23 protein-coding genes are annotated in these 25,577 nt (G+C 51.4%); 13 read left to right on the top strand and 10 right to left on the bottom strand.

All coding sequences use genetic code 11. From position 1 onward, the window contains the following. Positions 1-106: 106 nt before the first annotated feature. Entirely contained in the window at positions 107-1,216 is a 1,110-nt protein-coding gene (gene amrS / locus ACGHZ6_RS05615) for an AmmeMemoRadiSam system radical SAM enzyme (protein WP_390617834.1), read from the bottom strand. A 113-nt stretch (positions 1,217-1,329) separates the two neighbouring features. Here amrS and amrB point away from each other — a divergent pair, with 113 nt between their 5' ends. The 6 genes from amrB (at position 1,330) to ACGHZ6_RS05585 (ending at position 10,406) form a co-directional block, all read left to right on the top strand. Next, positions 1,330-2,151 carry an AmmeMemoRadiSam system protein B gene (gene amrB / locus ACGHZ6_RS05610; RefSeq protein ID WP_390617833.1) on the top strand — a complete coding sequence of 274 codons (822 nt, stop codon included), beginning with the start codon at positions 1,330-1,332 and terminating at the stop codon, positions 2,149-2,151. 17 nt (positions 2,152-2,168) lie between these two features. Beyond that, on the top strand, positions 2,169-2,720 hold the full coding sequence (amrA, locus tag ACGHZ6_RS05605) for an AmmeMemoRadiSam system protein A (protein WP_390617832.1): 552 nt from the start codon (positions 2,169-2,171) through the stop codon (positions 2,718-2,720). Between the two features lie 154 nt (positions 2,721-2,874). Beyond that, positions 2,875-3,492, top strand: coding sequence for a sigma-70 family RNA polymerase sigma factor (locus ACGHZ6_RS05600; RefSeq protein ID WP_390617831.1), 618 nt, complete (start codon positions 2,875-2,877; stop codon positions 3,490-3,492). A 5-nt stretch (positions 3,493-3,497) separates the two neighbouring features. Then, entirely contained in the window at positions 3,498-4,526 is a 1,029-nt protein-coding gene (locus ACGHZ6_RS05595; protein WP_390617830.1) for a FecR family protein, read from the top strand. A 278-nt stretch (positions 4,527-4,804) separates the two neighbouring features. Then, entirely contained in the window at positions 4,805-7,738 is a 2,934-nt protein-coding gene (locus tag ACGHZ6_RS05590; protein WP_390617829.1) for a TonB-dependent receptor domain-containing protein, read from the top strand. A gap of 181 nt (positions 7,739-7,919) precedes the next feature. Next, the gene (locus ACGHZ6_RS05585; RefSeq protein WP_390617828.1) at positions 7,920-10,406 is read left to right on the top strand and encodes a TonB-dependent receptor; all 2,487 of its coding nucleotides are present in this window, start codon (positions 7,920-7,922) and stop codon (positions 10,404-10,406) included. Between the two features lie 169 nt (positions 10,407-10,575). Here ACGHZ6_RS05585 and ACGHZ6_RS05580 read toward each other — a convergent pair whose 3' ends face one another. After that, complete coding sequence (locus tag ACGHZ6_RS05580) at positions 10,576-10,767, bottom strand: YqaE/Pmp3 family membrane protein (protein WP_390617827.1); 192 nt, start codon at positions 10,765-10,767, stop codon at positions 10,576-10,578. Between the two features lie 207 nt (positions 10,768-10,974). Here ACGHZ6_RS05580 and ACGHZ6_RS05575 point away from each other — a divergent pair, with 207 nt between their 5' ends. Continuing rightward, positions 10,975-11,841, top strand: a complete 867-nt coding sequence (locus tag ACGHZ6_RS05575; RefSeq protein ID WP_390617826.1) for a crotonase/enoyl-CoA hydratase family protein — start codon at positions 10,975-10,977, stop codon at positions 11,839-11,841. Positions 11,842-11,930: 89 nt separating this feature from the next. On the opposite strand, the gene ACGHZ6_RS05570 is transcribed toward ACGHZ6_RS05575, so the two are convergent. The 8 genes from ACGHZ6_RS05570 to ACGHZ6_RS05535 form a co-directional block, all read right to left on the bottom strand. After that, on the bottom strand, positions 11,931-12,488 hold the full coding sequence (locus tag ACGHZ6_RS05570; RefSeq protein WP_390617825.1) for a YtfJ family protein: 558 nt from the start codon (positions 12,486-12,488) through the stop codon (positions 11,931-11,933). Between the two features lie 157 nt (positions 12,489-12,645). Continuing rightward, complete coding sequence (locus tag ACGHZ6_RS05565; protein WP_390617824.1) at positions 12,646-14,298, bottom strand: aminotransferase class V-fold PLP-dependent enzyme; 1,653 nt, start codon at positions 14,296-14,298, stop codon at positions 12,646-12,648. Positions 14,299-14,303: 5 nt separating this feature from the next. Then, positions 14,304-15,080, bottom strand: coding sequence for a TatD family hydrolase (locus tag ACGHZ6_RS05560; protein ID WP_390617823.1), 777 nt, complete (start codon positions 15,078-15,080; stop codon positions 14,304-14,306). 9 nt (positions 15,081-15,089) lie between these two features. Further along, positions 15,090-15,767, bottom strand: coding sequence for a TIGR00730 family Rossman fold protein (locus ACGHZ6_RS05555; protein WP_390617822.1), 678 nt, complete (start codon positions 15,765-15,767; stop codon positions 15,090-15,092). Next, the gene (locus ACGHZ6_RS05550; protein ID WP_390617821.1) at positions 15,751-16,347 is read right to left on the bottom strand and encodes an NTP transferase domain-containing protein; all 597 of its coding nucleotides are present in this window, start codon (positions 16,345-16,347) and stop codon (positions 15,751-15,753) included. The genes ACGHZ6_RS05555 and ACGHZ6_RS05550 overlap by 17 nt, the downstream gene beginning before the upstream one ends. A gap of 36 nt (positions 16,348-16,383) precedes the next feature. Then, positions 16,384-17,376 (bottom strand): XdhC family protein, encoded by a 993-nt coding sequence (locus ACGHZ6_RS05545; RefSeq protein WP_390617820.1) that lies wholly within the window; start codon positions 17,374-17,376, stop codon positions 16,384-16,386. A gap of 203 nt (positions 17,377-17,579) precedes the next feature. Next, positions 17,580-19,775: a molybdopterin cofactor-binding domain-containing protein gene (locus ACGHZ6_RS05540; protein ID WP_390617819.1), complete on the bottom strand. Its 2,196-nt coding sequence runs from the start codon at positions 19,773-19,775 to the stop codon at positions 17,580-17,582. Next, entirely contained in the window at positions 19,772-20,281 is a 510-nt protein-coding gene (locus tag ACGHZ6_RS05535; protein WP_390617818.1) for a (2Fe-2S)-binding protein, read from the bottom strand. Before ACGHZ6_RS05535 ends, ACGHZ6_RS05540 begins: the two co-directional genes overlap by 4 nt. 261 nt (positions 20,282-20,542) lie before the next feature. On the opposite strand from ACGHZ6_RS05535, the gene ACGHZ6_RS05530 reads away from it, so the two are divergent. The 6 genes from ACGHZ6_RS05530 to ACGHZ6_RS05505 all read left to right on the top strand — a co-directional run bounded on the left by ACGHZ6_RS05530 (position 20,543) and on the right by ACGHZ6_RS05505 (position 25,550). After that, complete coding sequence (locus ACGHZ6_RS05530) at positions 20,543-20,821, top strand: DUF2282 domain-containing protein (RefSeq protein ID WP_390617817.1); 279 nt, start codon at positions 20,543-20,545, stop codon at positions 20,819-20,821. Between the two features lie 38 nt (positions 20,822-20,859). Beyond that, positions 20,860-21,723 (top strand): DUF692 domain-containing protein, encoded by an 864-nt coding sequence (locus tag ACGHZ6_RS05525; RefSeq protein ID WP_390617816.1) that lies wholly within the window; start codon positions 20,860-20,862, stop codon positions 21,721-21,723. After that, entirely contained in the window at positions 21,714-22,520 is an 807-nt protein-coding gene (locus ACGHZ6_RS05520) for a putative DNA-binding domain-containing protein (RefSeq protein ID WP_390617815.1), read from the top strand. The genes ACGHZ6_RS05525 and ACGHZ6_RS05520 overlap by 10 nt, the downstream gene beginning before the upstream one ends. After that, positions 22,514-23,011, top strand: a complete 498-nt coding sequence (locus ACGHZ6_RS05515) for an RNA polymerase sigma factor (protein ID WP_390617814.1) — start codon at positions 22,514-22,516, stop codon at positions 23,009-23,011. Before ACGHZ6_RS05520 ends, ACGHZ6_RS05515 begins: the two co-directional genes overlap by 7 nt. Continuing rightward, positions 23,008-23,682: a hypothetical protein gene (locus tag ACGHZ6_RS05510; protein ID WP_390617813.1), complete on the top strand. Its 675-nt coding sequence runs from the start codon at positions 23,008-23,010 to the stop codon at positions 23,680-23,682. Before ACGHZ6_RS05515 ends, ACGHZ6_RS05510 begins: the two co-directional genes overlap by 4 nt. Before the next feature lie 539 nt (positions 23,683-24,221). Then, a complete protein-coding gene (locus ACGHZ6_RS05505) occupies positions 24,222-25,550 on the top strand; it encodes a hypothetical protein (RefSeq protein ID WP_390617812.1) in 1,329 nt (442 codons plus the stop codon). Positions 25,551-25,577 lie beyond the last annotated feature (27 nt).

Raw genomic sequence — 25,577 nt, 5'->3', positions numbered from 1 at the left:
TTGCGAGTTCCGCAGAGCGAGCACCTCAGGAGAAGTCTTGCAGCCGGGAATAGGCGTCCCCCTCCCTCGGGTAAACCGGGGTTACGGCACTCACCAACAAACCAAATTAATGCAAACGCACCGGCTGACGCCTAGCCCCCCAATCCCCAGGAGCCTTTTCAAACACTCCCGCGATCGGAGCTTGGCAATAACCACAACATCCTTGAGCATCCAAATGCCATTCTCCCAACTCATACCAATCTCGCTCAATCAAACGCTCCTTACAGGAGGGACAATAGGTACTGCCGCCACTACTATCATGGACGTTACCGGTATAGACATAATGTAAGCCCTTACTGAGCGCTATTTGCCTGGCGCGCGTTAAGGTCGCCGATGGTGTATGAACTATGTCTTTCATTTTCCAGTCAGGATGAAAGGCTGTGAAATGAAGTGGTACATCTGGCCCCAAATGTTCAGAAATCCACTCCGTCATAGCGTGCAACTCCTGATCACTGTCATTTTGGCCGGGAATCAGTAACGTCGTAATTTCAAACCAGACGTTGGTTTCGTGCTTCAGGTATTCCAGGGTTTCTAAAACTGCCTGTAACTCCCCACCGCAGATTTTTTTATAGAAACGTTCACTAAAGGCTTTTAAATCAATATTGGCAGCATCCATCGCACCATAAAATTCCTGTCGCGGCGCATCGCACATATACCCGGCACTGACGGCTACGGATTTTATGCCCTTCTCGCGGCAAGCCTGGGCTGCATCCACGGCGTATTCCATAAATATGACCGGGTCATTGTAGGTAAAAGCAATACTGCGGCAGCCCAATCGTTTGGCGTTATCGGCCAGGGATTCCGGCATGGCGGAGTCACACAGGGTATCCATTTCGCGGGATTTACTCATATCCCAGTTTTGACAGAACTTGCAGGCCAGGTTGCAGCCGGCAGTGCCAAAGGAGAGCACCGGGGTGCCCGGTAAGAAGTGGTTGAGGGGTTTCTTTTCAATGGGATCAATACAAAAGCCACTGGAGCGGCCATAGCTGTGCAATACAATGGCGTCGTTTTCACGCCCACGAACATAACACAGGCCTCGCTGCCCCTCTCGCAGCTTGCAGGCTCGGGGGCAGACATCGCATTGAATGCGACCATCGTCCAGCGTGTGCCAATAATGAGTGGGCACCGTTGCAGGTGGCTCCAGACTACCCGCCCCTTTAAAGATCAAACCCGACATACAAACCTCCTGCTGTGGACTTTCCACCAGCGACTTGCCGCCTATACTGTTTAATATATGACCAACCCGGCACAAAACAAGCCCCCCTAGACGAGACTTCACGGGAGCACACCATGGCCTCACAACAAATTCCTCCACGCGCCCATCTGCGTATCCGCCCCAGCGCTGTCGCTGGTAGCTTCTACCCCGCCGACCCTCAGCAACTGCATCGGGATATAAAGACTTATCTGGATAACGCTGGGCGCAGCGGCCCCTTTAAAACCTGGGCCCCCAAGGCGCTTATCACACCCCATGCGGGCTATGTTTACTCGGCGCCGATTGCAGCCAGTGCTTTTCGCACCTTGAAACACCGAGAAGATATTCACCGGGTAGTCCTACTGGGTCCCAGCCATAGAGTGCCTTTTAAGGGGATAGCCTCGCCCGATTGCGACAGTTTCCGTACCCCGCTGGGGATTATCCCCCTGGATACCCAGGTACTGGAGCAGCTGGAACACCTCAATCTGGTTCAACCACTAGCCGATGCCCACCGGCTGGAGCATAGCCTGGAGGTACAACTGCCCTTCCTGCAAACCCTGCTGGATGATTTTGAGCTGATTCCACTGGTGGTCGGGGATGCAGAACCGGAAACCGTGGCCGAAGTGCTGGATATGCTGTGGGGTGGCGATGAAACCCTGATCATTATCAGCTCTGACCTCAGTCATTATCTGGAATACAGCAACGCCAAATCCACTGACCGCCGGACTACCCAGGCCATAGAGTCCTTTGACCATCACCTTAATGGTGAGCAGGCCTGCGGCTGTCGTGCCATCAACGGCCTGCTGTGTTGTGCACACGCCAAGCGAATGCAACTGACAACGCTGGATGTACGCAATTCCGGTGATACGGCAGGCGATAAGGATCGCGTTGTAGGCTATGGCGCCTATGCGCTGCATTAATTCCTGGGAGCAGTCTGATGACACCTACTGAGCAGCAACAGCTATTAGATATCGCCCGTCAATCCATAGCCGCAGGTTTGCACGGCAAGCACTGGCACCCCAAAGCAGAAGACACCGATCCCAGCCTGCGAGAGCAGGGCTGCAGCTTTGTCACCCTGCATAAACAGGGCTTTCTGCGTGGCTGCATAGGTGCGCTTACCGCCTACCAACCGCTGTATGAAGATGTCGCCGAACACGCCTTTGCCGCCGCCTTTAGCGACCCTCGCTTCCCACCACTTGATGAGAGTGAACTGGATCAACTGCATATTGAAATCTCCCTGCTCAGCCCGGAAGAGCCCATCGAGTTCCGTAACAAGGCACACCTGTTAAATCAGCTCCGCCCAGGTATTGATGGCCTTACCATCCGCTCGGGCAGCCATCAGGCCACTTTCTTACCCGCCGTTTGGCAGCAACTGCCAGCCCCTGAAGTATTCCTGCAGCACCTGTTTAAAAAAGCCGGCATTGCCATGGATAGCTGGCCGGAAAACCTGCAAGCCTGGCGCTATACCACCGAACAATTTGGGGAATAACAGGTCTTATATTCCCCACTGCTTTCCTCGCGTATCGGTCTGAGCTCCATTAAACTTCACTTATGAAATTATTTGTCCCGATTTGGTCTGCCTATACGTCCTCTCAGGTATCAGAACAAGAGTCCGACTACGGACCAGATATGAGGGAAACCCTATGGCCTTGGCCGCGTCGACGACTGCCAAGCCAGATGCCGGGGCTCGTCCACCTAATTCACGACCGAGAAACTCGGCTATCGTGATGCGAGAGAGTGAGGGTGGCCAAGAGCGCGCCATAAACCTGGATGATGTCTATCAACAGCATCAACCGGAGCTGGTGCACTATTTACAAGGCAAATGGCAACGAAGTCATGAAGAAGCCTGCGACATTGTTCAGCAGGCATTTGAGCGATTTATGTGTCTCGCAGAGCCGCATAAAGTGGAACAGCCACGCGCATACCTGTTTCAACTGGTGAGAAACCTCACGGTTGATCAACTGCGTAAAGAGCAGGTGAGGGATAACCATCGCGACAAACTGCAGGAACAACCGAGTGATTCCACACTGGATTCTCCGGAGCGCCTGCTGTTAAGCCGTGAGCAGATTGAAACCCTGCAAACGGTGATTGAGAAACTGCCCGCCAAACGCCGCCGGGCCTTTATTCTCAGCCGCGTACACCAACTGAGTTACCGGGAAATCGCCGATGATATGGGGATTTCCGTAGAAGGCGTGAAGAAGCATGTAATGCGTGCGTTGGAAACTTGCCAGAACTTTCTGGCGCACCGATTTGAGGAATAACACCCATGGCCACAGATCAAGACCTTGATGATCTGACTCACTTGATCCCCAGTCCCGCCCAACAGGCGCGCGATTGGTTTATGCTGCTGGAATCAGACCAGGCTACCGGCGCCGACCGCGAGCGCTTTGCCCGTTGGCTGTCTCTGGATAGTGAGCATGCCCAGGCCTTTGCCGAACTGGAAGCCATCACTCAGGCCACAGCCAATATGGCCGACCTGAAATCTCTGGAGCCACTCGAAAGCGCAAGCCCCAGCCTGTGGCAGAAGCTCGGCTCTGGCCTACAAAACCTATTGAGCCCATCCTATGCCTTTGCCGCTGTCAGCATGTTGGCGGTAGCCTTGGTCAGCTGGCCATTTATTTCATCAACGCTAACCCCTGAAGCCACTGCGCCGGTCAGCTATCAAACCGCCAAAGCCGAAGACCGCGAAATCTTCCTGCCCGATGGCAGTGTGGTGACCCTGGCTGCGAACAGCCGCATCGAAATCAGCCTCAGCGAAACCCAGCGCCATATCAATCTGGCTCAGGGTGAAGCCTTCTTTGATGTCGCCAAGGATGCCAAACGCCCCTTTATCGTTGATACCCGTGATTCCCGCGTCACCGTGCTGGGCACTCACTTTAACGTCAACACGGTTACCGGCTTCTCACAAGTGAGTGTTGAAGAAGGCCGTGTAGAAGTCAGCAGCCTGCAGCAACAAGACGCCGAAGTGCTTACCGCTGGCCAGCGTGTACAACTGCTCAACAGTGGTTCGCTGAGCCCGGTGGCCAATATCGAGCCCAGCGCCGCTGGCGCCTGGCGTCGCGGCCTGCGCATCTACTTCGATGCCAAGCTCGAAGATGTCTTACTGGACCTCAATCGTTACAGCCCACAGGCGATTACCCTCGGCGAAGAGAATCTGCATGACCTCTCAGTGACTGCAATTTTCCCGGCCGATGATATCGACTTAATGCTGCAGGCGTTGGATAATACCCTTCCACTGCGGCTTGAAAAGACCGACGAAACGGTCACGCTTTACGCCGAAAAGCCCGGCAGCTAAGGCCTGTTAACACTTTACCTGTTAACCAGAAAACAGAAGCCGCAAACCACCGACGACAATAATAATTACGCGGTTTGCATAGCAGAAAGAGAGAACAGCAAAGCTCCCTCTCGAGCACACGCACGAGATTAAACAACGGGAGCCCTAAGAATACCTGTCGCCAGCTGGCCCTCGGTCTGCTGGCTTCTTGCGTATGGCTACCTGCTTCCGCAGATTCAGCTCAAACTTTCCCCTTACAAATACCGGCAGGCGACCTGAAACAATCCCTGGTTAAACTGGTGAGTGAAACCGGTGTCGGCATAGTGTTTGACCCGGAACTGTCGATAGACCATGAGCATGCCCGCCTGAACGGCCACTACACCCTCGAGCAAACCCTCAAAAAACTGCTCAAGGATTCCGGCCTGATCGCGATCCAGGAAGGCGAATACTTCCGTATTACCCGCGTAGCCGAAGATACCCCGGCACCGAGCACTGGCCAGCGCCAGCAGCTGGAAGAAATCGTGGTGACCGGCAGCTATATCAAAGGCCGCCGCCCACCCTATGCCAGCAATATCCAAATCCTTAACGACACGGATTTTTCTTCGGCCGGCTCACCCACAGCCGCCGACCTCATCGCAACCATGACCGCCGTCTCGGGTACCGAGAACCAGAGCAACCAATTCGACAACAACAATGCCGCGGGTACTGCCAATGTAAACCTGCGCGGCCTGGGTGTGAGCCGCACCCTGGTACTGCTCAACGGTCGCCGCACGGTGACCAGCGCTCTGCCCCATAACGACGGTCAGGCCTTTGTTGATCTCAACACCCTGCCCATGGGCGCGATTAGCCGTATTGAGGTTTTAAAAGATGGTGCTGCGGCGACCTACGGATCTGATGCGGTAGCCGGGGTGATTAACTTTGTCACCGAGCAGAATTTTGAAGGCGTACAACTCAGTGCCAGCGCTAAACATATCGATGATAGTGACGGCGATTGGACCCTCGGCCTGCTTTGGGGCCACCAGGGTGACAACTGGCACTGGATGACCAGTATTGATTACCAGCGTCGCAATGAACTTAAAGTTACGGATCGATCGAGCGTCACTCACCCTCGTGTCGACCTGCCCAGTATCAATACCACCCTGTTTGGCCAATCACGGGTCGGTAACCCTGGTGCGTTTATTCCCATCGATGCCGCCACGGCCGCTGGTGGCGTAACTAACGATGAAGCCGCCATTGCCCTTAACAATGGCAACAGCCTGGTGGCTGACCCCGGCTGTGCTTCCGGCGGTGGCGTACCGATTAATCAAAACCGCTGTGGCCATCAGTTTGTTAACTTCGATAATCTGATTGAAGACGAACGCCACCTGAATATCTTTAACAGCCTGACCGTCGACCTGCCCGGTGACAGGCAGCTTTACGGTGAACTGCTGTACGCTCGCACCCGCTTACCGCAGTGGAAAACCACCGCCAGCTTTGCGCCAAGCCGCGATGCCGATGTATCTCTATATATGGCTCCGACTCACCCAGGACTCGTTGATTTTCTGGCTAACAACCCCGGAGCTCTGCAGGCTGATGGCAATCCGGCAGACTTCAGTGGTGGGGCCATTTTCCAGGGCCGCCTGCGCGATGCCAACAGCTCTGCGGCGGAAGGTACCCGTGATCACGATACCTACCGATTATTAACGGGGCTTAAAGGACTTGTGGGTACTAACGGTGAGTATGACGTATCCCTTATTTACGCTCGCAATACAGCCAAGGCCACCACACCCGACGCCCTGCGCGAACGCTGGCAACTGGCCATGCAAGGACTTGGCGGCCCCAGCTGTCAAACCAACACCCCCGGCGCCAATGGCTGTCTGTACTACAACCCCTTCTCTTCGGCGCTGCCCAGTAGCAGTGAATACAATGCTGCATTGGCCAACGACCCCGATCTGCTTAACTGGATCACTGAAGAGCTTGAGCAGAAAAACACCAGTGAACTGGGTGTTATTGAAGGCCTCTACACCAACAGCATTAACCTTAAGCAGGGCGTGTTGCGTTACGCCCTTGGCAGCCAATATCGCTATGAAAGCTTGGATATTGGCTTTAACGACATCAGTAATATCGCACTCAGCCCCGGCGAGATTGACGCCGATGGCTCCCCCTCTGGCGAGTTTGTGTTTGTCCGCGGTGGCACCGAAGACAAGGTTAGCCAGGAGGTCTTTGCCCTGTTCGCAGAGGCCATGGTGCCCGCTTCTCATAATGTCGATTTACAACTGGCGCTGCGTTTTGAAGATTACGGTAGCAATATTGGCCACAGCATTAATCCGAAACTGGCGGCCATCTGGAACCTTAACCCCATGGTGTCAGTGCGAGCCTCCACCGGCACAACCTTCCGGGCACCCTCACTGAATCAAACCAGCTTAAATGTCAGCGCCCAGGAATCCATTGGTGCGGCACTGAGCTTTAAGCCAGTAGATCGCATTGGCAGTGAAGATCTCGACCCCGAAAAAGGCACCAACTACAACCTGGGCCTGATCCTTACTCCTACTGAAAACAGTCAAATCACTCTCGACTATTGGCGTATCGATTTAACCGATCCGATTATTCAGGAAAACCCCAACGCTGTGATAGCCAAAGCTGACGCCGATCCCAGCTCACGCTTTGCCGATCAGGTAATCCGTGACAATACCGGTAATATCCAACGTATCATCACCCACTACATTAACGGCCCGAAACTCAAGCTCGACGGTATCGACCTGGAAGCCAAGGTCGGCTTCCCGGTGGCTGACGCCTGGATTACCACCGGCCTCGATATCGCCTACCTGCACCGCTACCGGGTCGCCAGCGACGAACTCAACGAAAGCTTCGATGCCGCCGGCCGCGCCAATAACGGCACCTTCCTGCAGGCCCTGCCTCAGTGGCAGGGAAAGGCCTATATCGAATGGCAGCAGGGTAACCACAATGCCGTGCTGCGTTATAACCATATTGGCAGCTATACCGATGACGGCCTGAATATTCTGCGCGGCTCCATTCACGAAGACCTGATCAGCTTCCGCCGCGTGGATGCCTTTGAAACCTTTGACTTCTACTACCACTACGACTTCCCCAAGGGGAAAACCTCCCTAAGCGCCACTCTTCTCAACGTCACCGATGAAGACCCACCCGAGGTCTACGACGATATTCGCTTCGACAGCGCCTTACACAATGCTTTTGGCCGGACGCTTACGCTGGCCGTTACCCACAATTTTTAATCCATACTTTTTTACCTATTACGGCCAGCCCACGGCTGACGGGCGAGACCTCAGAGTCACACTTTTTTTAAAAAAGTTTGTCCCTTCGCGCCATTTCCATACGTCCTCTTCGTAACTGCCTGTCCGCCAATCGGACATCGCAGGTGATAAACATAATAAGATTTACATTCAGGAGAGTTCTATGCGTATCGCCATGAAACACGCGCTGAGCCTGGCTATCGGTTCAGCTATCGCTTCATCTACCCCCGTTTTTGCACAAGACAGCGCTGCCTTCACTTTGGAAGAAGTGATCGTTACCGCTCAAAAGCGTGAGCAAAGCCTGCAAGACGTACCACTTTCTGTTAACGCCGTTGGCGGTGAGAAAATGGCAGAAGCCGGTATCACCAATCTGGAAGGCATGACAGGCCTGGTTCCTAACCTGACCTTCAACCAAACCGGTATTGGTACCAACGTTGCTATCCGCGGCATCAGCTCCGGTATTAACCAGGGTTTTGAACAGTCTGTTGGTCAGTACGTTGACGGTATCTACTACGGTCGTGCCCAGCTGACTCGTGCTCCTATGTTCGATATGGAGCGTGTAGAAGTTTTGCGTGGTCCACAAAGTATTCTGTTCGGTAAAAACTCCATCGCCGGTGCGATCAGCATGACCAGCGCCAAACCTACCGATGAGTTCGAAGCAAAAATCGGTGCCCTGTATGAGCCAGAGCACGACGAGCAGCAAATTGATTTAGTGGTTTCCGGTCCTATTACCGAAAACCTGTCCGGCCGTTTAGCGATTATGGATCGCACCATGGACGGTTACTTCGATAACGAATTCCTGGACAACGACGAGCAGGATGATGATGAAACCTTTATCCGTGGTACCCTGGTTTGGGATGCCTCTGATGATCTGTCTGTAACCCTGAAAGTTGAAGACGGCAGCTTTGACTCTAAAGGTCGTAATATTGGTGTTACTCAAGAAACTACTCTGGGAGCAACCTCCTACGAAGCTCAACTAGATCGCTTAACGGGTATCAATGCGAACCAAGGTCTCTTGACCGGTGGAGCCTTACCAAGCATAACCTCTGCGGGTTCAAGCTATTCGCTTAATACCAACGGCGACGACTTTGAGCGTACCAGTAATGGTGACTTCTCTGAGAATGACATGGAAAATGTCACCATTACTGTTGAATACGGTATCGGCGACTACACCCTGACCTCTATCACGGGTTACAACGCCTACGAGTACACCGAGCACTGTGACTGTGACTTTATCTCCGCAGAGCTGATTGAGCTGACCTCTGAAGAAGAGTTTGAACAGTACAGCCAGGAATTCCGTATTACTTCTCCAGGCGGTGAAACTATCGACTGGATTGCTGGTATTTTCTATCAAGAAAATGAACTGGAATTTGATGATAAGCTGGTTGTCCCGGAAGATAGCTTGCTGCCTACAGGAGTCGCCTTCGCATCAGCCCTCGCTGCTGTTGGCGGTAACCCTCTTGATCCAGGTTTTAATGCAGCACTCGGCGGAGAACTCGTAAATGTTGACCCAATGCGCGGTGCAAGCAGCTCTCGCGACTTCGATCAAGAGAGCGAGCTCTGGTCCATCTTCGCTCAGGCGACCTGGAACATTACAGACGAAACCCGTCTAACTTTGGGCGCTCGTTACACCGATGAAGAGAAAGAAGCTTCTCGTCGCCAATTCCACCTGGATGCAAACGGTGCAGTCGACCCAACCCTGACCGGTCTGTTTGGTGCCTTTGGTGTTGAAGAACATAGCATTGCAGATGACCGTGACGAGACCTCTTTCACTCCGCTAGTAACCCTGCAACACGATCTGACCGATGATGCGATGGTTTACATCTCCTGGACTACTGGTTATAAATCCGGCGGTTTTGACGTTCGCTCCAACGCTCACCCAACTGTAGGTGCAGGCGGCCTCGCAGGCATTCCTACCCTTGATGTTGAAGGTGTTTTCGAGTTTGAAGAAGAAGAAGCTGAGAGCATTGAAATCGGTGGTAAGTTCACTCTGCTGGATGGCGCTGCTGAAATGAATGTCGCTCTGTTCCGCACCGAGTACACCGACCTGCAAACCTCTCAGTTCGACGGCACCCTGGGCTTTAACGTAACCAATGCCGGTGAAGCTACGACCCAAGGTCTGGAACTGGATGGTCGCTGGCGTGTAAGCGAAGGCCTGACCCTGTCCGGCGCCCTGGCTTATCTGGACTTCGAGTACGACAAGTTCCCGAACTCCCAGTGTGCCTTTGGTCAAACACCAAACAGCACCTCTCATGCTGGCCAGTGTGATATCAGTGGCGAAACCCGTGAATTCACTCCTGAGTGGACTGGCAGCCTGACTGCCGACTACATCCGCCCATTAGGGGATGCTCTGGAATTCCGCTCTACGCTGGACCTGATCTACAGCGATGACTACTTCACTTCTCCGACTCTGGACTCACGTACCGAACAGGACTCCTACACCAAGGTTAACCTGCGTCTGGCACTGGGTGCTTCCGACGGTCAATGGGAAGTGGCACTGGTTGGTAAGAACCTGACTGACGAAGAAGTGATGAGCTTCTCTAATCAGCTGCCAGTATCCAACAGCTTTACTGCTGGTAGCGGCACCGCCTACTACGCGTTCTACGATCGCCCACGTAGTGTTGCCCTGCAAGGTATGCTGCGCTTCTAAGCCAGTAACCTAAAGGTAAGTTCTTCCCTCGGGTTATTAGACTTGTAACCCCCTTTTCAGGGCTCCTTCGGGAGCCCTTTTTTGTGCCTGTTATTTCTGTAAATCGCAGGCACAAAAAAACGGAGCCACAGGGCTCCGCTTTTTATTAAACGATAAACTGCGTTTAGTGTTACTTATCCTTCATCGCTTCTTCGATCTTCTGATCGGTTTTATACTGACTCAGCGCATACACAGACCAGATGGCCGCTGGCAACCAACCCACCAGAGTCAATTGCAAAATCAAACAGATAATACCGGCAAATGGACGACCGATGGTAAAAAACTGCAACCAAGGCAGCAACAAAGCCAAAATCAAACGCATGGATAACCCCTAATGAGTATTTATTTTAATTCGCGCTATTATTGCCCGCTCTGGGTAAGCTGTAAATCCTTCTGGGTAGGTTCCTCTATTTCTGACCGATGTCGCTTTTAACCAGATTTCCGCCATTTTCGCCCCTACCCTAAGCTAAGGGTTAACCCCTAGAATAACGATCATTACAAAACACCAAGACAGAAAGAGACATACTCGATGGATTACAACACGCTCAAGTACGAGGTTGCCGATGGCATCCTGACACTGACCCTAAATCGCCCGGATCATATGAACGCCTTTACCGTGGAAATGCACGAAGAGCTGATCCATGCCTACAATCGCGCCAGTGATGATGACAGCGTCAATGCCATCGTGCTTACAGGCGCCGGTAAAGCTTTCTGTGCCGGTATGGACTTGAGCGTTGGTGGCAATGTCTTTGGCCTGGACGAAGAGGCCCAGCCCACCGTTGCCGATATGGAAGAGAACGAATACCTGGAAGGTATCAGCGATACCGGCGGTCGCGTAACCCTGGCCATGTACGACTGTAAAAAACCCATCATCGGAGCCATTAACGGTGCAGCCGTCGGCATTGGTGCAACCATGCTGGCAGCAGCCGATATCCGCGTGGCCTCTGAGAAAGCGCGTATCGGTTTTGTGTTTGAGAAGATCGGCATTACCCCTGAAGCCTGTTCCAGTTGGTTCCTGCCACGTATTGTCGGTATTTCCCAAGCATTAGAGTGGGTCTACACCGGAGAGATCTTTAACGCTGAAACAGCCCTGCAAACCCGCTTGGTACGTTCCGTACATGCGCCGGAAGATATGCTGGAAGCAGCCTATGAGATTGCCCGCAGCATCAGCAAGAAGTCACAGGTCTCTATCGCTCTGGCTCGCCAGATGCTGTATCGCCTGTCTGCAGCGCCACATCCGCGTGATGCGCACAATGTAGATTCACTGGCTATCTTCTATGCCAGCCGAACCGATGCTAAAGAAGGGATTCCGGCGTTTTTAGAGAAACGTGAGCCGGAGTTCACCAGCAAAGCGTCTACGGATATGCCTCCGTTTTATCCCTGGTGGGAAAAGTAAGCGGAAAAGTATTTACTCGCTTAAATACGAAAAAGGGGGAGATGAAATCATCTCCCCCTTTTTTATTACTTGAAACTAACGGCAAAGCGTTACTTCAAGTTATCCTGAATAACAGCCACAAATTGCTGAACTTCTTCGGCTGTTAACTTGCCATCTTTATGCGCCAACACCTGGCCATCCTTACTTACAATAGTGACACTGGAACCTTCATCGGCTAAACCCCAGGAATCACGCACACCCGCATCTTCGTCCCAAATAAACTCTGACTCTACGTATTCTTCACGCTTGGCTTCGAAGTCGCCTTGCGCCATGCTTTTAACAAAGTAGGAACTGTCGGCAACGTTCAATACGGTCAGCATGGAAAAAGTATCAGAACTCAATTTAAGCGCCTCAACAGAATCCACAAAGGGTTTGTTAATCGCATCAACACCCATCTCGGCATTCAGGTGATAAACCACGCGCAGCTTGCCGGTCAGTTCTGTGGGCGCCCAATCGCGGTACACCACTTCGTTATTTTCCAGTACCAGCTCTTCGGCCGGAGTGGTTACGGCAGGGGCTTTTGCGCCAACACTGACTTCCGCCATAGTGGTAAAAGATGCAAGTGAAAAGGCCAGGCCAAGGCCAAGTGGGCGTAGTAAAGATTTCATTCGAGGCTCCTGTAAGCTTCCCTATATAGTTATCGTGGTCACGCAGGGCTGCATGATGTGAGTTAGGTTAGCATAGGGACTCGGGGTTCTACGGGTTAATTTTTGTTAATCCCCGGTGTTTTGACGACAAAATCCGGTGCGATCACGGACTAACCAGTCACGCCTGCGACACCTGAGCATATTCCAGCGCCGCCTGCATCAATGCTCTAAAGCCATTATTGCGCGAAGGGCTCAAGTGCTTGTCTAACCCCAGCGCCTGAAATTCTGCCGCCAGGTCCAGACTTTCAATCTCCGTGCTAGTGCGGCCCTGAAGATAAACCAGTAGAAGCGAGGCCAACCCCTTTACCACACGGGCATCACTGTCGACGGCAAAAAAGTGCTGATCCCCCTGCTGACTATGGTAGAGCCAGGCTTCGGCTTCACAGCCTTTTACCAGATATTGCGATCTACGCATCAACGGTTGAGTGACAACGGCTTCGCCCCACCCCAGTAACAATTTGTAGCGTTTCTGCCAGCCGCGCTGCTGGTGCAATGCATCAATATCGTAGTTTGAAACATCCGTAAGAATAATGTCTTCCGCATCGGATAACGCTGCAGATGATATCTGTGCAGGCTGAGATTTTATCGCGGCGATCAATCGATCAATATCTTCGCGGGTGTTATAGGCCATCACCGAGGCGCGTAAACTCCCCCCTTCTGTGACTCGCTCCATTAATGGCATGGCACAGTGGTGTCCTGCCCGCACAGCGATATCCTGCTCATCTAACCAATGGGCCATATCTGCAATCGATGTTTTGTCTGAGGGTACAAACGCCACCACACCGACATTCTGCGCAAGGGGGGATAACACCTTAATATTGGGTAACGCGGATAGAGATTTATGCAGATAGTGAGTCAATTGCTGCTCATAATCCTGGATCGCTTGACGATCCTGCTGCCCCCACCAATCCAACACGGCTTCCAAACCTGCGATGGCAGCCAGTGAGGATGTACCGGTTTCAAAACGATGAGGCGCCTGGGCATATTCACTTTGCGTTAAAGCCACATGGGTAATCATTTCACCGCCGCTTTGCCAGGGAGGTAAAAGCGATAAGGCATCTTCGCGACCGTAAAGCAAACCAATGCCTGTTGGTCCAAAGAATTTATGAGCCGAGCACACAAGAAAGTCACAGCCTAAAGCCTGCGCATCTATCACTTGGTGCGCTGCTAATTGGGCGGCATCCACAATCCAATTGATATTACGGCCAGCCAACAATTGTTTAACGCTGTATAAATCTGTTTTCACCCCCAACGCATTAGACGCTGCGCTTATAGACACTATGCGGGTTTTATCATTGATCAGTGTGTTTAACTGATGAATATCCAACACGCCTTGCGAATCTTCGATAAAACGCAATACCGCCCCCGTGCGCTGGGCAACACGCTGCCATGGCACCAGATTGGCATGATGTTCGGCTGTGGATAAAATAATTTCATCACCGGCTTGTAGTGACTCGCCCAAGCTGAACGCTAAAAGATTTAATGCTTCGGTGGCTCCGCGACAAAAAATAATCTCTTGTGATAATTTTGCGCCAAGAAATGCCGCGGCCTTTTCACGACAGCGCTCCACCATGGTTGTAGCCTGTCGAGCCAGGCGATGGCTTGAGCGGTGAGTATTAGCATTATCATGCAGGTAGAAGTGACTGATCGCATCAATCACAGTTTGCGGACGCTGCGTGGTCGCCGCATTATCCAAATAGACCAGGTCGCTATTTTCAGATTGGGCAAATAAAGGAAATTGGGATTTAAACTGTTGCGGATCGAAACTCATGGCGGTTATTTTAGCAAACCAAATAATAACCGACTATTCTCGCTGGTCTGCTCACTCACCTGCTCCAGCGACTCACCACGCAGCTCTGCTACACATCGCGCCACATCAGCTACCCTTAATGGCGTATTGGCTTGCCCCTGATAACCCTGCAATGGCATATCTGGCGCATCAGTTTCCAACAGGATTGCTTCGAGGGGAAGCTGAGCAACGGCTTTACGGGTTTTATTGGCACGGGGATAAGTCACCGTGCCCCCTACTCCTATACGAAACCCCAGACGCCAGTAACTTAAAGCCAACTCCAGACTACCGCTAAAACCGTGGATAACACCACCTTTGGCTAAGCCAAAATGCTTTATTCGTTCCAGCAAGGGTTGATGGGCTTTATAGCCGTGCAGGATAACCGGTAATTCATATTCCCTGGCCAAAGCCAACTGGGCGTCTAAAAAAGGTATCTGCTTAGCCAACGGATAGTCAAGCTTGCCATCCAAACCACATTCCCCAATGGCTACTACATCGGTATGCTGATCCAGCCACTTACGTAGATGACTCTGCAACATTTCCGGTGACAACTCACAAGATTCAACCCACCAGGGATGCAAACCTGCCGCGTAGTAAATGCCGGGGAACTGTTGGCTGATGTCGGCCAGCTGCTGCCACTGCGAAGGTTCTACACCCGGCATAATAAGCGCACTGATCCCCGCCTGCAGACAGGACTGCCAGAGGATATCACGCTGGCCATCAAATTCGGCAAAATCAAAATGGCAGTGTGAATCGATTAACATGGGAGTGGACTAATTGAATAAATGCAGGGTGTGACGGCGAATATAATCAAAGGCCTGATCGAAATCGTCAGTCACCAATACCGGGTCTACATCTTCGGTTTCGATGGTGCCCGTCTCAATCATGGAGCGCTGCACAAACTCCTGCAGGTGTTGCCAGTACTCTGTGCCCAGCGCCACAATGGGGAAGCGTTTTATTTTGGCGGTTTGTATCAGGGTAAGAGTTTCAAACACTTCATCCATGGTGCCAAAACCTCCCGGTAGGACAACAAAGGCGGAGGAATATTTTACCAACATCACCTTGCGCACGTAGAAGTGTTCAAATTCTGCCCACATATCCAGATAGGGATTAGGGATCTGCTCCATCGGCAGCTGAATATTACAACCGATAGACTTGGCGCCAACATCACGGGCACCTCGATTGGCGGCCTCCATAATACCTGGGCCTCCGCCGGTCATAATGGTAAATCCGGCCTCACCAAGACACTGACTGAATTCCCGCGCCGTTTTGTAGTAACGATGGTTCTCGTCAAAGCGCGCCGAGCCAAACACGGTGACACAGGGGCCAATATTGCGCAGCATGCGGAAGCCGCGAAAAAACTCCAAACCAATACTGAAGGTGCGGGAAATATCAAGCCAGGTGCCCTGTGCGCCTTCAAGTAACCCCTGGTCTCTATCCTTTTTGGTCATTGCTTAATTGCTTATTCGCCTGCTGCAGATCTTCCGGGCGGTCAATATCCCATACAATGCCCGCATCATCCAGTGTCAGTCGCTGAATCTTATCGGGGTACTGTTTGAGTATAGAACGCGCACCGACATCCCCTTGTAACGCCAGCAGTAATTGCCGATAGCCACAACCAAAACCTACCGGGTGGCCTTGTTTATCCTGGCAAAAGGGAACGCAAAGACTGTCGTCGCTGGAGAGACTATCAGCAACAGCCTGATAGCTGGCCGGTTGAATAAACGGCATATCGGCAAAGGCAATTAACCAGCCAGAGGCGGAGGGAGTAGCGGCAACCCCACACTTTAAGGACTCTGCCATACCCAGGTGCGCCTTGTCACAAGCCACTACAGTAAAGCCCTGATCTCGCATTAACTGCTGTAAGGCACTATCACCAGGCCTGGCAATCACCACTAGATGATCAACTGCCCCCTGTAAATTGCGTGCAGCTTGTAAAACCAGAGGAGTGCCGTCGGCAAGAGGTGCGAGGCATTTATCCCCGCCAAAGCGGCTGCCCTGACCGGCAGCCAAGAGTAGCCCGACTTTCATACAGCGAGACTGGCCTCCTGTTACTCAACAATTGATTTAATCAACAAGAGTAGCAGCATTATCCAAGCGGGCACGAAGATCAACCCCGTTGCGCAGGGCGGTTAGCTCCGCCAGTACGGCCAGGGCAATTTCCGGCGGTGATTTACTGCCAATAGGCAAACCAACCGGACCATGCAGTTTGTCCAGAGTTTGATCATCGAAATCAAAATGCTCTCGGAATCGTTCACGGCGTTTATTATTCGTGCGAATGGACCCCAAGGCGCCCACATAAAATGCATTGGAATACAGAGCTGTTAAAAGCGCAGCATCATCCAGACGTGGGTCGTGAGTCAGTGCCACAATGGCTGTGCGGGCATCAGGATTAAACGCGGTGACCACATCATCCGGATAACCTTCCAGTAAAGGTGCGGCAGGCAAGTCCCAGCCCAGGCGATATTCTGGTCGGGGATCACTGATACTCACGCTATACCCCATGCCCATCGCCATATCAGCGAGATAACGGGAGGTTTGTCCGGCGCCGATGATTAACAAACGCCATGCAGGACCAAAAATGTTACGCCACACCTTACCGTCAAACTCAGGCACCGGCGGCGTTTTAGACACTTCTGTCAGAGCAGAAACTGTGACCTTACGGGTCTCCAGGCAGGTTTCGCGGATAAAGATTTCTCGCTCATCCAGCGCCTTGATCAGCGGATCAACATCATCTGTAGTCCGCAAAGGCTCCAGCAATAACTCCAGGGTACCACCACAGGGCAAACCGAAACGCTGGCGCTCTTCATCGGTTTCACCGTAAATGGCCAACTCCGGTGTATCGACGGGCTGCTCGATAAGCTTGCCGATCAGATCATCTTCAACACAGCCACCGGACACAGAACCCCAAAAGCGGCCATTGCTGGCAACCGCCAACAGAGCCCCCACCGGGCGCGGTGCATTGCCCCAGGTTTTAATCACACTAACCAGGGTAGCTTTTTGCCCTGCTTCCAGCGCAGAACGAATGCCCTGTAAAACTTCTAATTGCGTATCTAACATAACGATATTGTAACGGTGCGATTTATCACAAGCTCTAACCAATAATGCCAATTTTAGCGCACACAATCCCCCCAATTCCCTCCCTATGGCGGAATTGACCAGAATTTAAAGAGAATTGGACAAGAAATTGAGAAAATGTAGCCAGCCCTCAACATGAATGCTGAGGACTGGCTACTAGCGCACTCAGTTCAGAGCTTAAGCCCTTAAGTTAAACGTAGAGGTAGCTGCCTTAAGCGCTGCCCTGTCGCAGCAAATACTGCATTGCCAATAGCTGCCGCTATCGGCGGTAAACCCGGTTCACCCACACCTGTCGGCGCTTCATCACCGTCGATAATATGCACATCGATTTCCGGTGTTTCCTGCATCCGCAGTAAGGGGTAGTCATGGAAGTTGCTCTGCACAACCGAGCCCTTGTCCAGGGTGATATCACCGTGCAAAGCAGCCGTCATACCAAAGATAATGCCGCTTTCCATCTGCGATTTAATCATGTCAGGGTTTACTGCTCGCCCACAGTCCACGACGCACACTACACGGTGAACTTTGATCTGGTTATTTTCAACACTAACATCAACAACCTGCGCAACATGGGAACTAAAACTGGTGACAGCAGCAACACCCTGGCTGATACCCGCTTTAGCTTGCCCCCATCCTGCCTTCTCGGCAGCGACTTCAATCACCTTGCGCTTGCGAGCCTGATGATGGGTATGAGCCAAACGAATAGCCACCGGATCCTGGCCTGTGGCATGGGCCACTTCGTCCATAAAACTCTCAGCGAAGAAACCACTGAACGAATGGCCCACTGAACGCCAAAAGCCAACCCGCAAACCGGGGTCAACCGTCACATGGCGAACCTCTTTGTTCTCCACATCGTAACCTTCATAGAGGCCTTCGATACTGGAGTGATCCACCTGCCAGCCATCAAAAATCCCATAGCCGCGCTTACTGATCCATTCGACAAAACCCTGTGGCATAAACTCGGGCAGTAACAGACCTGCGGCCTCATCGACGGTATAGGGCATGATATTGGGACCAGCACGTTTAGCAGTCCACGCGGAAATCGTACCGTTGCTATCAACACCCGCCCGCATGCGTGCAATCGCCGCAGGACGATAGAAATCGTTCTGCATATCATCTTCTCGACTCCATACCAGCTGCACAGGCACGCCTGCAGCCTTGGCAATGCTCACTGCTTCGGCAACATAATCCTGATTCGCTCGGCGACCAAAACCGCCGCCCAACATCGTGGTATGTACAACAATATTATCGCGGTCAATGCCGGAGTATTCGTGGGCAATCTCCTGCGATAAACCCGCCCCCTGGGACGGCACCCACACCTCGGCGCGATTGCCGTCGAGCTTCACTGTGCAGTTCATGGTCTCCATGGTGGCATGGGCCAGGAAAGGCGCGGAGTAGTCTGCGGTGACAACTTGCGCAGCCTGCTTCAAGGCCTTTTTTGCATTGCCTTCGTCAACGCCCTTATCACCTTTTTGCTCAAGTGCGCCCTGCATTTCAGCCAGCAAATTAGCGGAAGAATAGCTGGCCAGATTGGGCTTATCCCATTCCACCTCAATAACATTGGCTGCTTGCTTGGCCTGCCAATAGTTATCAGCGACAACGGCAACACCGTTAAAGATTTCAACAACAGTTTTTACCCCCGCCATAGCCTGTGCTTGACTGGCGTCAAAACGTTTAACCTTGCCACCTATCACCGGGCAACGCTTGACCACGGCGCGGTACAAACCAGGAAAATCAACATCCATACCAAACTCAGCCTGGCCGGTGACTTTGGCCAAACCATCAACACGCTGGGAATCCTTACCGATAAAACGAAAATCCTGCGGCTGCTTGGTTGTCACAACATCCGGAGCTGGCAAGGTGGTAGCTACCTCGGCAAAATCGCCGACAGGGTAACCCTGCCCCTGCCAGATCACCTCACCGTCTTGCATAACCAGCTGGTCTTTTGGTGCAGACAGTTTTTGCGCCGCCGCACTCAACAATAATTCCCGCGCTTGCGCTGCAGCATGCCTTAGCGGTTCATAGTGCCCGGCAATACTGGTACTGCCACCAGTTAACTGCATGCCAAACAGGGGGTTGGCAAAGCTGTCGTGAGGAGGCGCATGAATTGAGTGAATACGTTGAGGCGCCAGATTCAGTTCTTCTGCCACCAAGGTGCTGAGGCCATGCATAACACCCTGCCCCATTTCAGTTTGAGGAAGATACAGGGTCACCTGATTATCAGTGCCAATAAAAATAAACGGATTGGCCTGCACACCACTATCACCTGCCGGCTGAAACGCCGCACTGGCACAGGCTGTTAAAGGCGCGGTAACTAGCAGACCACCACTGCTAAGTCCCAACAGTTTCAGGAAACCACGGCGGGATTGCTGTAATTCGCTCATACCTCGCCCTCCTTACTCATCGCCTGTGGATCCATATACTGCACGCCGGCATTGAGCTTACTGGCGGCTGAGTGAATGGCCTTACGAATTCTCGGGTAGGTTCCACAGCGGCAGAGATTGCCACTCATGGCAGCATCAATATCGCTGTCGGAAGGATTAGGGTTCTGGGCTAACAGGGCACTGGCCGACATAATTTGGCCGGACTGACAGTAACCACACTGGGGCACATTGTGCTGCAACCAGGCCTCTTGCACTATGTGCAGGTTATCCGGGGTTCCCAGGCCTTCAATCGTGGTCACCTGTTGGTTCATCACTGCAGCTACAGGGGTAATACAGGTGCGAATCGCACTGCCATTAAGGTGCATGGTGCAGGCACCACACAGGCCCATCCCACAGCCAAATTTGGAGCCTTTTAATTTGAAGTGGTCGCGAACCACCCACAACAATGGCGTATCACCGGCGACATCGGTTTCTACCGATTGGCCGTTGAGGGTAAATTGAATCATGACTTTCTCTCGGAAGTATATGCAAAGTTGAGGGTGTGGACTTTTTAGTCTCTGCTACCCAATTTCTTCTCTTATCAGCTGCTTTTTCTGCCTTTTATAACGATAACAGGCTGTCTGCCAAAAGGCAGATGACTTAACCCTTCTTAACCAAGTAGTACATTTGTACAACTAAATATTTTCATATTTCCTGCAATCAAACCTCTCTCAGCGTCGTCTTTACCTTTACTCCATTCACGTCAATTGACTCAAAGGATCACTACGATGAAAAACGCTACCCTCACTACGACCATTGCAGGCATTCTCGCCGTTGGCGGCGCTGGCTTGGCCCAGGCGGTTCCCGATCAGCCCACTCACTGGGAAAAATGTGCCGGTATCGCCAAAGCAGGTATGAATGATTGCGGCGCACTGGACGGTACCCACGGCTGTTCCGGTCAGGCCAAAACCGATAATCACCCTCAAGAATGGGTCTATGTACCTCAGGGCACCTGCGAGAAGATTACCGGCGGCCGTGTTGCCAAAGTTAAACCCGCCAAAAAATAGCCTGTAAAAAAGTTAAGCCTGTAAAAAAAGTACTCGACATGAAGCGCACTATCGCTGGTGTGGGAGTGGGGCTGCGAACGCCCCATATCCCGGACATAATGCAACAAGAACCCGACATCCCCTGGCTGGAGCTCCTGGCCGATAACTGGCTGACACCCGGCGGCTTAACCCATGACTACTTATTGGCCATCAGCGAACGCTATCCGGTGACCTTACACGGCGTGGGTTTATCGCTGGGCACTATTACACCCTTAGATGTAAACTACTTGCAACGTATTAAAGACCTACAGCAACAAACCCAGGCAGCGTGGTATTCGGAACACTGCAGTTTTTCAGAAGTTCACGGCGAATATATACCCGACCTGTTACCTCTGCCTTACACCGAAGAAGCCATAGACCATATCAGTGAGCGCATACTTCAAGTACAGGATTTTCTGGGCCAGCCACTGTTACTGGAAAATGTCTCCAGTTACCTTGAATACACCCATAGCCAATTACACGAAGCAGACTTTCTTAACGCCATTGCCGAGAAAACTGATTGCTATCTGTTGCTGGATATCAATAACATCTATGTCACCGCTTTTAACCAGCAAAAAGACCCTCTGGAGTTTCTGCAACGTATCAATACTGAACGGGTAAAAGAAATTCACCTGGCAGGCTTTCAAGCCTGTACAGACTCCAATACCCAGCCGCCAACGGATTATCTATTGGACGCCCATAACCACCCAATCGATAACGCGGTCTGGGAACTCTACCGTGGTACGGTGGATCAAATGGGCGAAATTCCGACGCTGATCGAATGGGACAGCGAGTTACCCACCTTGGATATTCTACTGGCTGAGCGCAGCAAGGCAGAAGATATTCAACATCCTCCGATGATAGGCCAACAGATATGCCGTTAAGTGAACTTCAGCAAAAACTGGTGGCGCTATCATCTTCATCGGCAACCTCACCGACAACGATTAGCGACAATACAAGCGCGATATTTGGCGGTAAGCTGGGGAGCACTGCACATCGAATTTATCGCAATAACCGGTTACAAGCGCTACGCCAATCCTTAAAGCAACATTATCCCACTATCAGTTTGTTATTAGGTGAGCTTTATTTTGATCATCTCAGTGCAGAATTTATTCAACAGCACCCACCTCGGCAGCGGGATATGAATAGCTATGGCGCAGCCTTTCCAAATTGGCTGGAATCGCAACTGCCATTAAAGCAGGAGCTTACAGACCTGCCCTACCTTGCCGACAGCGCACGCCTCGATCACCTTTGCCATAGCAGTTACTATGCACCGAACCGACAGGCATGGCCTGCCGAGCAATTTGCCGCGCTGTCTTCTGATAAACAAGCTGCCGATAAACAAGCTGCCGTCTGCCTGTGCCTGGCTGAAGATATTTTCCCACTGCATACGCAATGGCCAGTGGATAACATCAAAAACTGCAGCGAAAACTCCCAGCCTTTGGATCTTTCCCATAAGCAGGATAACTACTATTTTCTAATACACAGGCCTCAGTACCAACCGCAGATAAGCGCTATAAGCGAGAGTGAATTTAGCTTGGCAAATGCATTGTTACAAAACACATCCCTACAACAGTTGCTACAGGACAGTGAAGGGCAACCCCCTATGCATCAATATATCTTCAGCTGGATCGAATGCGGCTGGATCGATCGCTTCCAAATCCCAGGTGATGCATGTTAAGTAATCAGCAGTTACAGCAGCTGTATCAATACAGCTTCTCGTTAACAGCCAATGCTGATAACGCGCAGGATCTATTGCAAACCTCATTGGAAAAATGGCTGCGTTCAAACTCAACGTCCAAACAGAAGGTGCAAAGTCCTGCTGCCTATGTGCGGAAAATCATTCGCAACCAGTATATTGACGACTGTCGTCGCCAACAGCGCATAGCTTTCGACAACCTGGAAGAGTCAGCCCCCAGTCTGGCGGACGAGCGTAACCTGGACGATATCATTATCAGTAACAGTTTATTGGATCTACTGTGGCAACAACTCAATACTGCCGAGCGGGAAGTACTCTATCTATGGGGAGTATTGGAATACAGTGCCCAGGAAATCAGTATCGAACTTGATCAACCCCGCGGCACAATATTATCCCGCCTCTATCGTTTGAGAGAGAAAGTAAAACACCTGAATCCTGCAGATGATTCCACTACGGGTGAGGCGCAGCTATGAAAAAAGACATGAAAAAAACACTTCGCCAATCCAGTCAGGATTTTTTTGCTGAACAGCAACTCGACGAGGCACAGCTGGTTAATTTACAGCAGTTGCAACAGCAGTTTGCCACCTCAGAAAATAACAAAACATCGAAAAAACCTGCACTATTACGTTATCGCCTCAGTATGGTTGCCAGTGTATTCTTTATCGCGGCATTACTAACCTTTGTGTTAACACAATTACAACCCGCGATAAAATCGCAAGAAAATTTAATTACAGCCATTGCCAATGAAGTGGCAAAAAACCATATCAAAATGAAACCACTGGATGTGAAAAGTCATCACTTTAATGACATGCAGAAATTTTTCACGCAACTGGAATTTATACCAACGCCTTCAACATATTTTCAATCACAACAGGGAGTATCAAGCTACACATTAATCGGTGGTCGCTATTGCTCGATACAAAGTATTACCGCCGCGCAATTGCGCTACGGTGATGCGCAGGATCCACACACCACACTCTACCAAACTGAATACCTGCCCGATGTATTTGGTGAGTTGCCGGTTCTCGAACAGGGCCAAGTACCCCTTGTGACTTATGCCAAAGGACTCAGAATTGAAATCTGGGTAGAAAAGCAGCTCTTGATGGTGTCATCCACCATGGCCTCAAGCGAAACTGACCGGTGAAACTTCAGGCGTCACAACTGACTCCTGGGTCAGTTGATTTGGCGCCTTTTTCAACCCTCATACCCTGCTTGAGTGTGTTGAAGCAACCGGGGTTTCTAGAATATTTCGTGATATTGAAGCCGCTTCATATTTGCCTCGTCTATAAATAACCGCCAAGCCAAACACACCTGATCATCGGTAAAAAATGCCAAGGTGGCTTAACATCCCGGTTTCGCATGTAATTGGTTACCTACCTGAGCTGCAACTGCACAACAATAGGGCAATGATTTAAGTGCCAGAACCCAACCCCCCTCCCCATGACTCAATCATCGAACCAATGGGCCTTGGCTATACTTTGATTAACTTCGAATGCCACACCCCAGTTTATGATGCAGCGCGTTTCCCGAGGTATAGAACCAACGGAAAAAATGGCTGTCATAACAAGATTCCAGTCACAGATATTCACTTTATCTCGTGATCTGAGTGCCGATAAACTGGGTATATGGTTTAACGTAAGGTTTTAACCTGACAACAGTCATTACATGTTTGGGATCGTGCAAATGCATTACCACAGCAGCGTCACTCTAACCTCGCAGCAACAAGGACGTATGCTTACACAGCGCCTGTTCCCCGTAGCTTTTGTATTACTCGCTTTAGGTGTTTTACCTCAAGTAGCCCCGGCAGCGGAGAATATCCCGGAAGGCGCCAACGGTCTGGCCCCTGACAGTCATTTCGACACCACAGAGCAAGCCGATAGCCGCTCTGCCTCTGATTATCAGATGCATATCGAATCACTGGAAGGCGAGTATGGCCCTTACCACACCCAACTCTCCGAACACCTGGTAGGCCTGGGTATTGCCCAGCAAAATAATGGTGATCACGAGAGTGCCGTCGATACCTTTAGTCGGGCCATGCATGTTAACCGTATCAACAGCGGCCTCTATAACCTCAGCCAGGTACCGATTCTTGAGCGCCTGATTGAAAGCCATATCGCCCAGGGTCAGTGGGAAGACGCCAGCAACAGCCATGAATACCTGTATTGGCTACATAGGCGAAATTTCGGCGAAAATGACCCCAGAATGCTACCTGCTATCGAGAAAATGAGTAAATGGCATCTTCAGGCCTACTCTCTTAATGTCGGCAGCGGTCTATTCCATCATCTGATCAATGCCCATAACCTCTACAGTCTGGCAGTGAAAATTATTGATCACTTCGACGGAGACAATGAAAGCCACGAAGAGCGCTTAATTAATGCTTTGCGCGGCATTACTGTATCCAATTATTACCTTGCCACCTTCCAGGCCAGTAGCCTGAGCCGCTCCAGCCAGCAGATGATCGGCGAGAAGCCCACTCAGGATGATCAGATCCGCCTCGAACAGTACATTATGAATAGCTATTCATCGGGCAAGAAAGCCATTAAACGCATTCATGATGTTTATGCCAGTAACCCCGATGCTTACCCCACGGGCGCCATGGAAGCTCAAGTTGAGCTGGCAGATTGGCACCTGCTATTTAACCGCTGGCATACCGCCATGGATATGTATCAACAGGCCTACGACAACCTGGCGCAGAACCCGGAAACAGAAGCCAAGGCCAAGGAACTGTTTAGTAAACCTGTTGCCTTACCGGATATGCCCCTTTTAAATACCAAGGTGGATAACAGTAACCTGAACAACGAATTTGTATTGGTGAACTTTGATGTATCCGCGAATGGCCGGGCCAGGAATATAGAGATCGTTGAATCCAATCCTCCTGAAAACGTCCGCAATCGCTCCAAAGTTCGCAAGTCGTTGAAATACGCGAAATTTAGACCACGCTTTGAAGGTGGCGTACCGGTGATAACCCAAAACCTGACTCACCGTTACGTATTCCCACCCAAAGGGCATTAGTCACTGGCATAAGAATCGCAACCAGCG

It is taken from the genome of Maricurvus nonylphenolicus (assembly GCF_042854845.1).
GTDB lineage: Bacteria > Pseudomonadota > Gammaproteobacteria > Pseudomonadales > Cellvibrionaceae > Maricurvus > Maricurvus nonylphenolicus.
Note: the sequence above shows the minus strand (reverse complement) of the source record. Positions and strands in the feature narration are given on the sequence as shown.

Coding starts and splice junctions, on each gene's coding strand:
- ACGHZ6_RS05505 (WP_390617812.1), top strand. CDS start 24,222: ATGCATTACCACAGCAGCGTCACTCTAACCTCGCAGCAACAAGGACGT.
- ACGHZ6_RS05550 (WP_390617821.1), bottom strand. CDS start 16,347: ATGAAAGTCGGGCTACTCTTGGCTGCCGGTCAGGGCAGCCGCTTTGGC.
- amrA (WP_390617832.1), top strand. CDS start 2,169: ATGACACCTACTGAGCAGCAACAGCTATTAGATATCGCCCGTCAATCC.
- ACGHZ6_RS05565 (WP_390617824.1), bottom strand. CDS start 14,298: ATGAGTTTCGATCCGCAACAGTTTAAATCCCAATTTCCTTTATTTGCC.
- ACGHZ6_RS05510 (WP_390617813.1), top strand. CDS start 23,008: ATGAAAAAAGACATGAAAAAAACACTTCGCCAATCCAGTCAGGATTTT.
- ACGHZ6_RS05515 (WP_390617814.1), top strand. CDS start 22,514: ATGTTAAGTAATCAGCAGTTACAGCAGCTGTATCAATACAGCTTCTCG.
- ACGHZ6_RS05600 (WP_390617831.1), top strand. CDS start 2,875: ATGGCCTTGGCCGCGTCGACGACTGCCAAGCCAGATGCCGGGGCTCGT.
- amrS (WP_390617834.1), bottom strand. CDS start 1,216: ATGTCGGGTTTGATCTTTAAAGGGGCGGGTAGTCTGGAGCCACCTGCA.
- ACGHZ6_RS05520 (WP_390617815.1), top strand. CDS start 21,714: ATGCCGTTAAGTGAACTTCAGCAAAAACTGGTGGCGCTATCATCTTCA.
- ACGHZ6_RS05540 (WP_390617819.1), bottom strand. CDS start 19,775: ATGAGCGAATTACAGCAATCCCGCCGTGGTTTCCTGAAACTGTTGGGA.
- ACGHZ6_RS05530 (WP_390617817.1), top strand. CDS start 20,543: ATGAAAAACGCTACCCTCACTACGACCATTGCAGGCATTCTCGCCGTT.
- ACGHZ6_RS05585 (WP_390617828.1), top strand. CDS start 7,920: ATGCGTATCGCCATGAAACACGCGCTGAGCCTGGCTATCGGTTCAGCT.
- ACGHZ6_RS05575 (WP_390617826.1), top strand. CDS start 10,975: ATGGATTACAACACGCTCAAGTACGAGGTTGCCGATGGCATCCTGACA.
- ACGHZ6_RS05595 (WP_390617830.1), top strand. CDS start 3,498: ATGGCCACAGATCAAGACCTTGATGATCTGACTCACTTGATCCCCAGT.
- ACGHZ6_RS05580 (WP_390617827.1), bottom strand. CDS start 10,767: ATGCGTTTGATTTTGGCTTTGTTGCTGCCTTGGTTGCAGTTTTTTACC.
- ACGHZ6_RS05555 (WP_390617822.1), bottom strand. CDS start 15,767: ATGACCAAAAAGGATAGAGACCAGGGGTTACTTGAAGGCGCACAGGGC.
- amrB (WP_390617833.1), top strand. CDS start 1,330: ATGGCCTCACAACAAATTCCTCCACGCGCCCATCTGCGTATCCGCCCC.
- ACGHZ6_RS05570 (WP_390617825.1), bottom strand. CDS start 12,488: ATGAAATCTTTACTACGCCCACTTGGCCTTGGCCTGGCCTTTTCACTT.
- ACGHZ6_RS05525 (WP_390617816.1), top strand. CDS start 20,860: ATGAAGCGCACTATCGCTGGTGTGGGAGTGGGGCTGCGAACGCCCCAT.
- ACGHZ6_RS05535 (WP_390617818.1), bottom strand. CDS start 20,281: ATGATTCAATTTACCCTCAACGGCCAATCGGTAGAAACCGATGTCGCC.
- ACGHZ6_RS05545 (WP_390617820.1), bottom strand. CDS start 17,376: ATGTTAGATACGCAATTAGAAGTTTTACAGGGCATTCGTTCTGCGCTG.
- ACGHZ6_RS05560 (WP_390617823.1), bottom strand. CDS start 15,080: ATGTTAATCGATTCACACTGCCATTTTGATTTTGCCGAATTTGATGGC.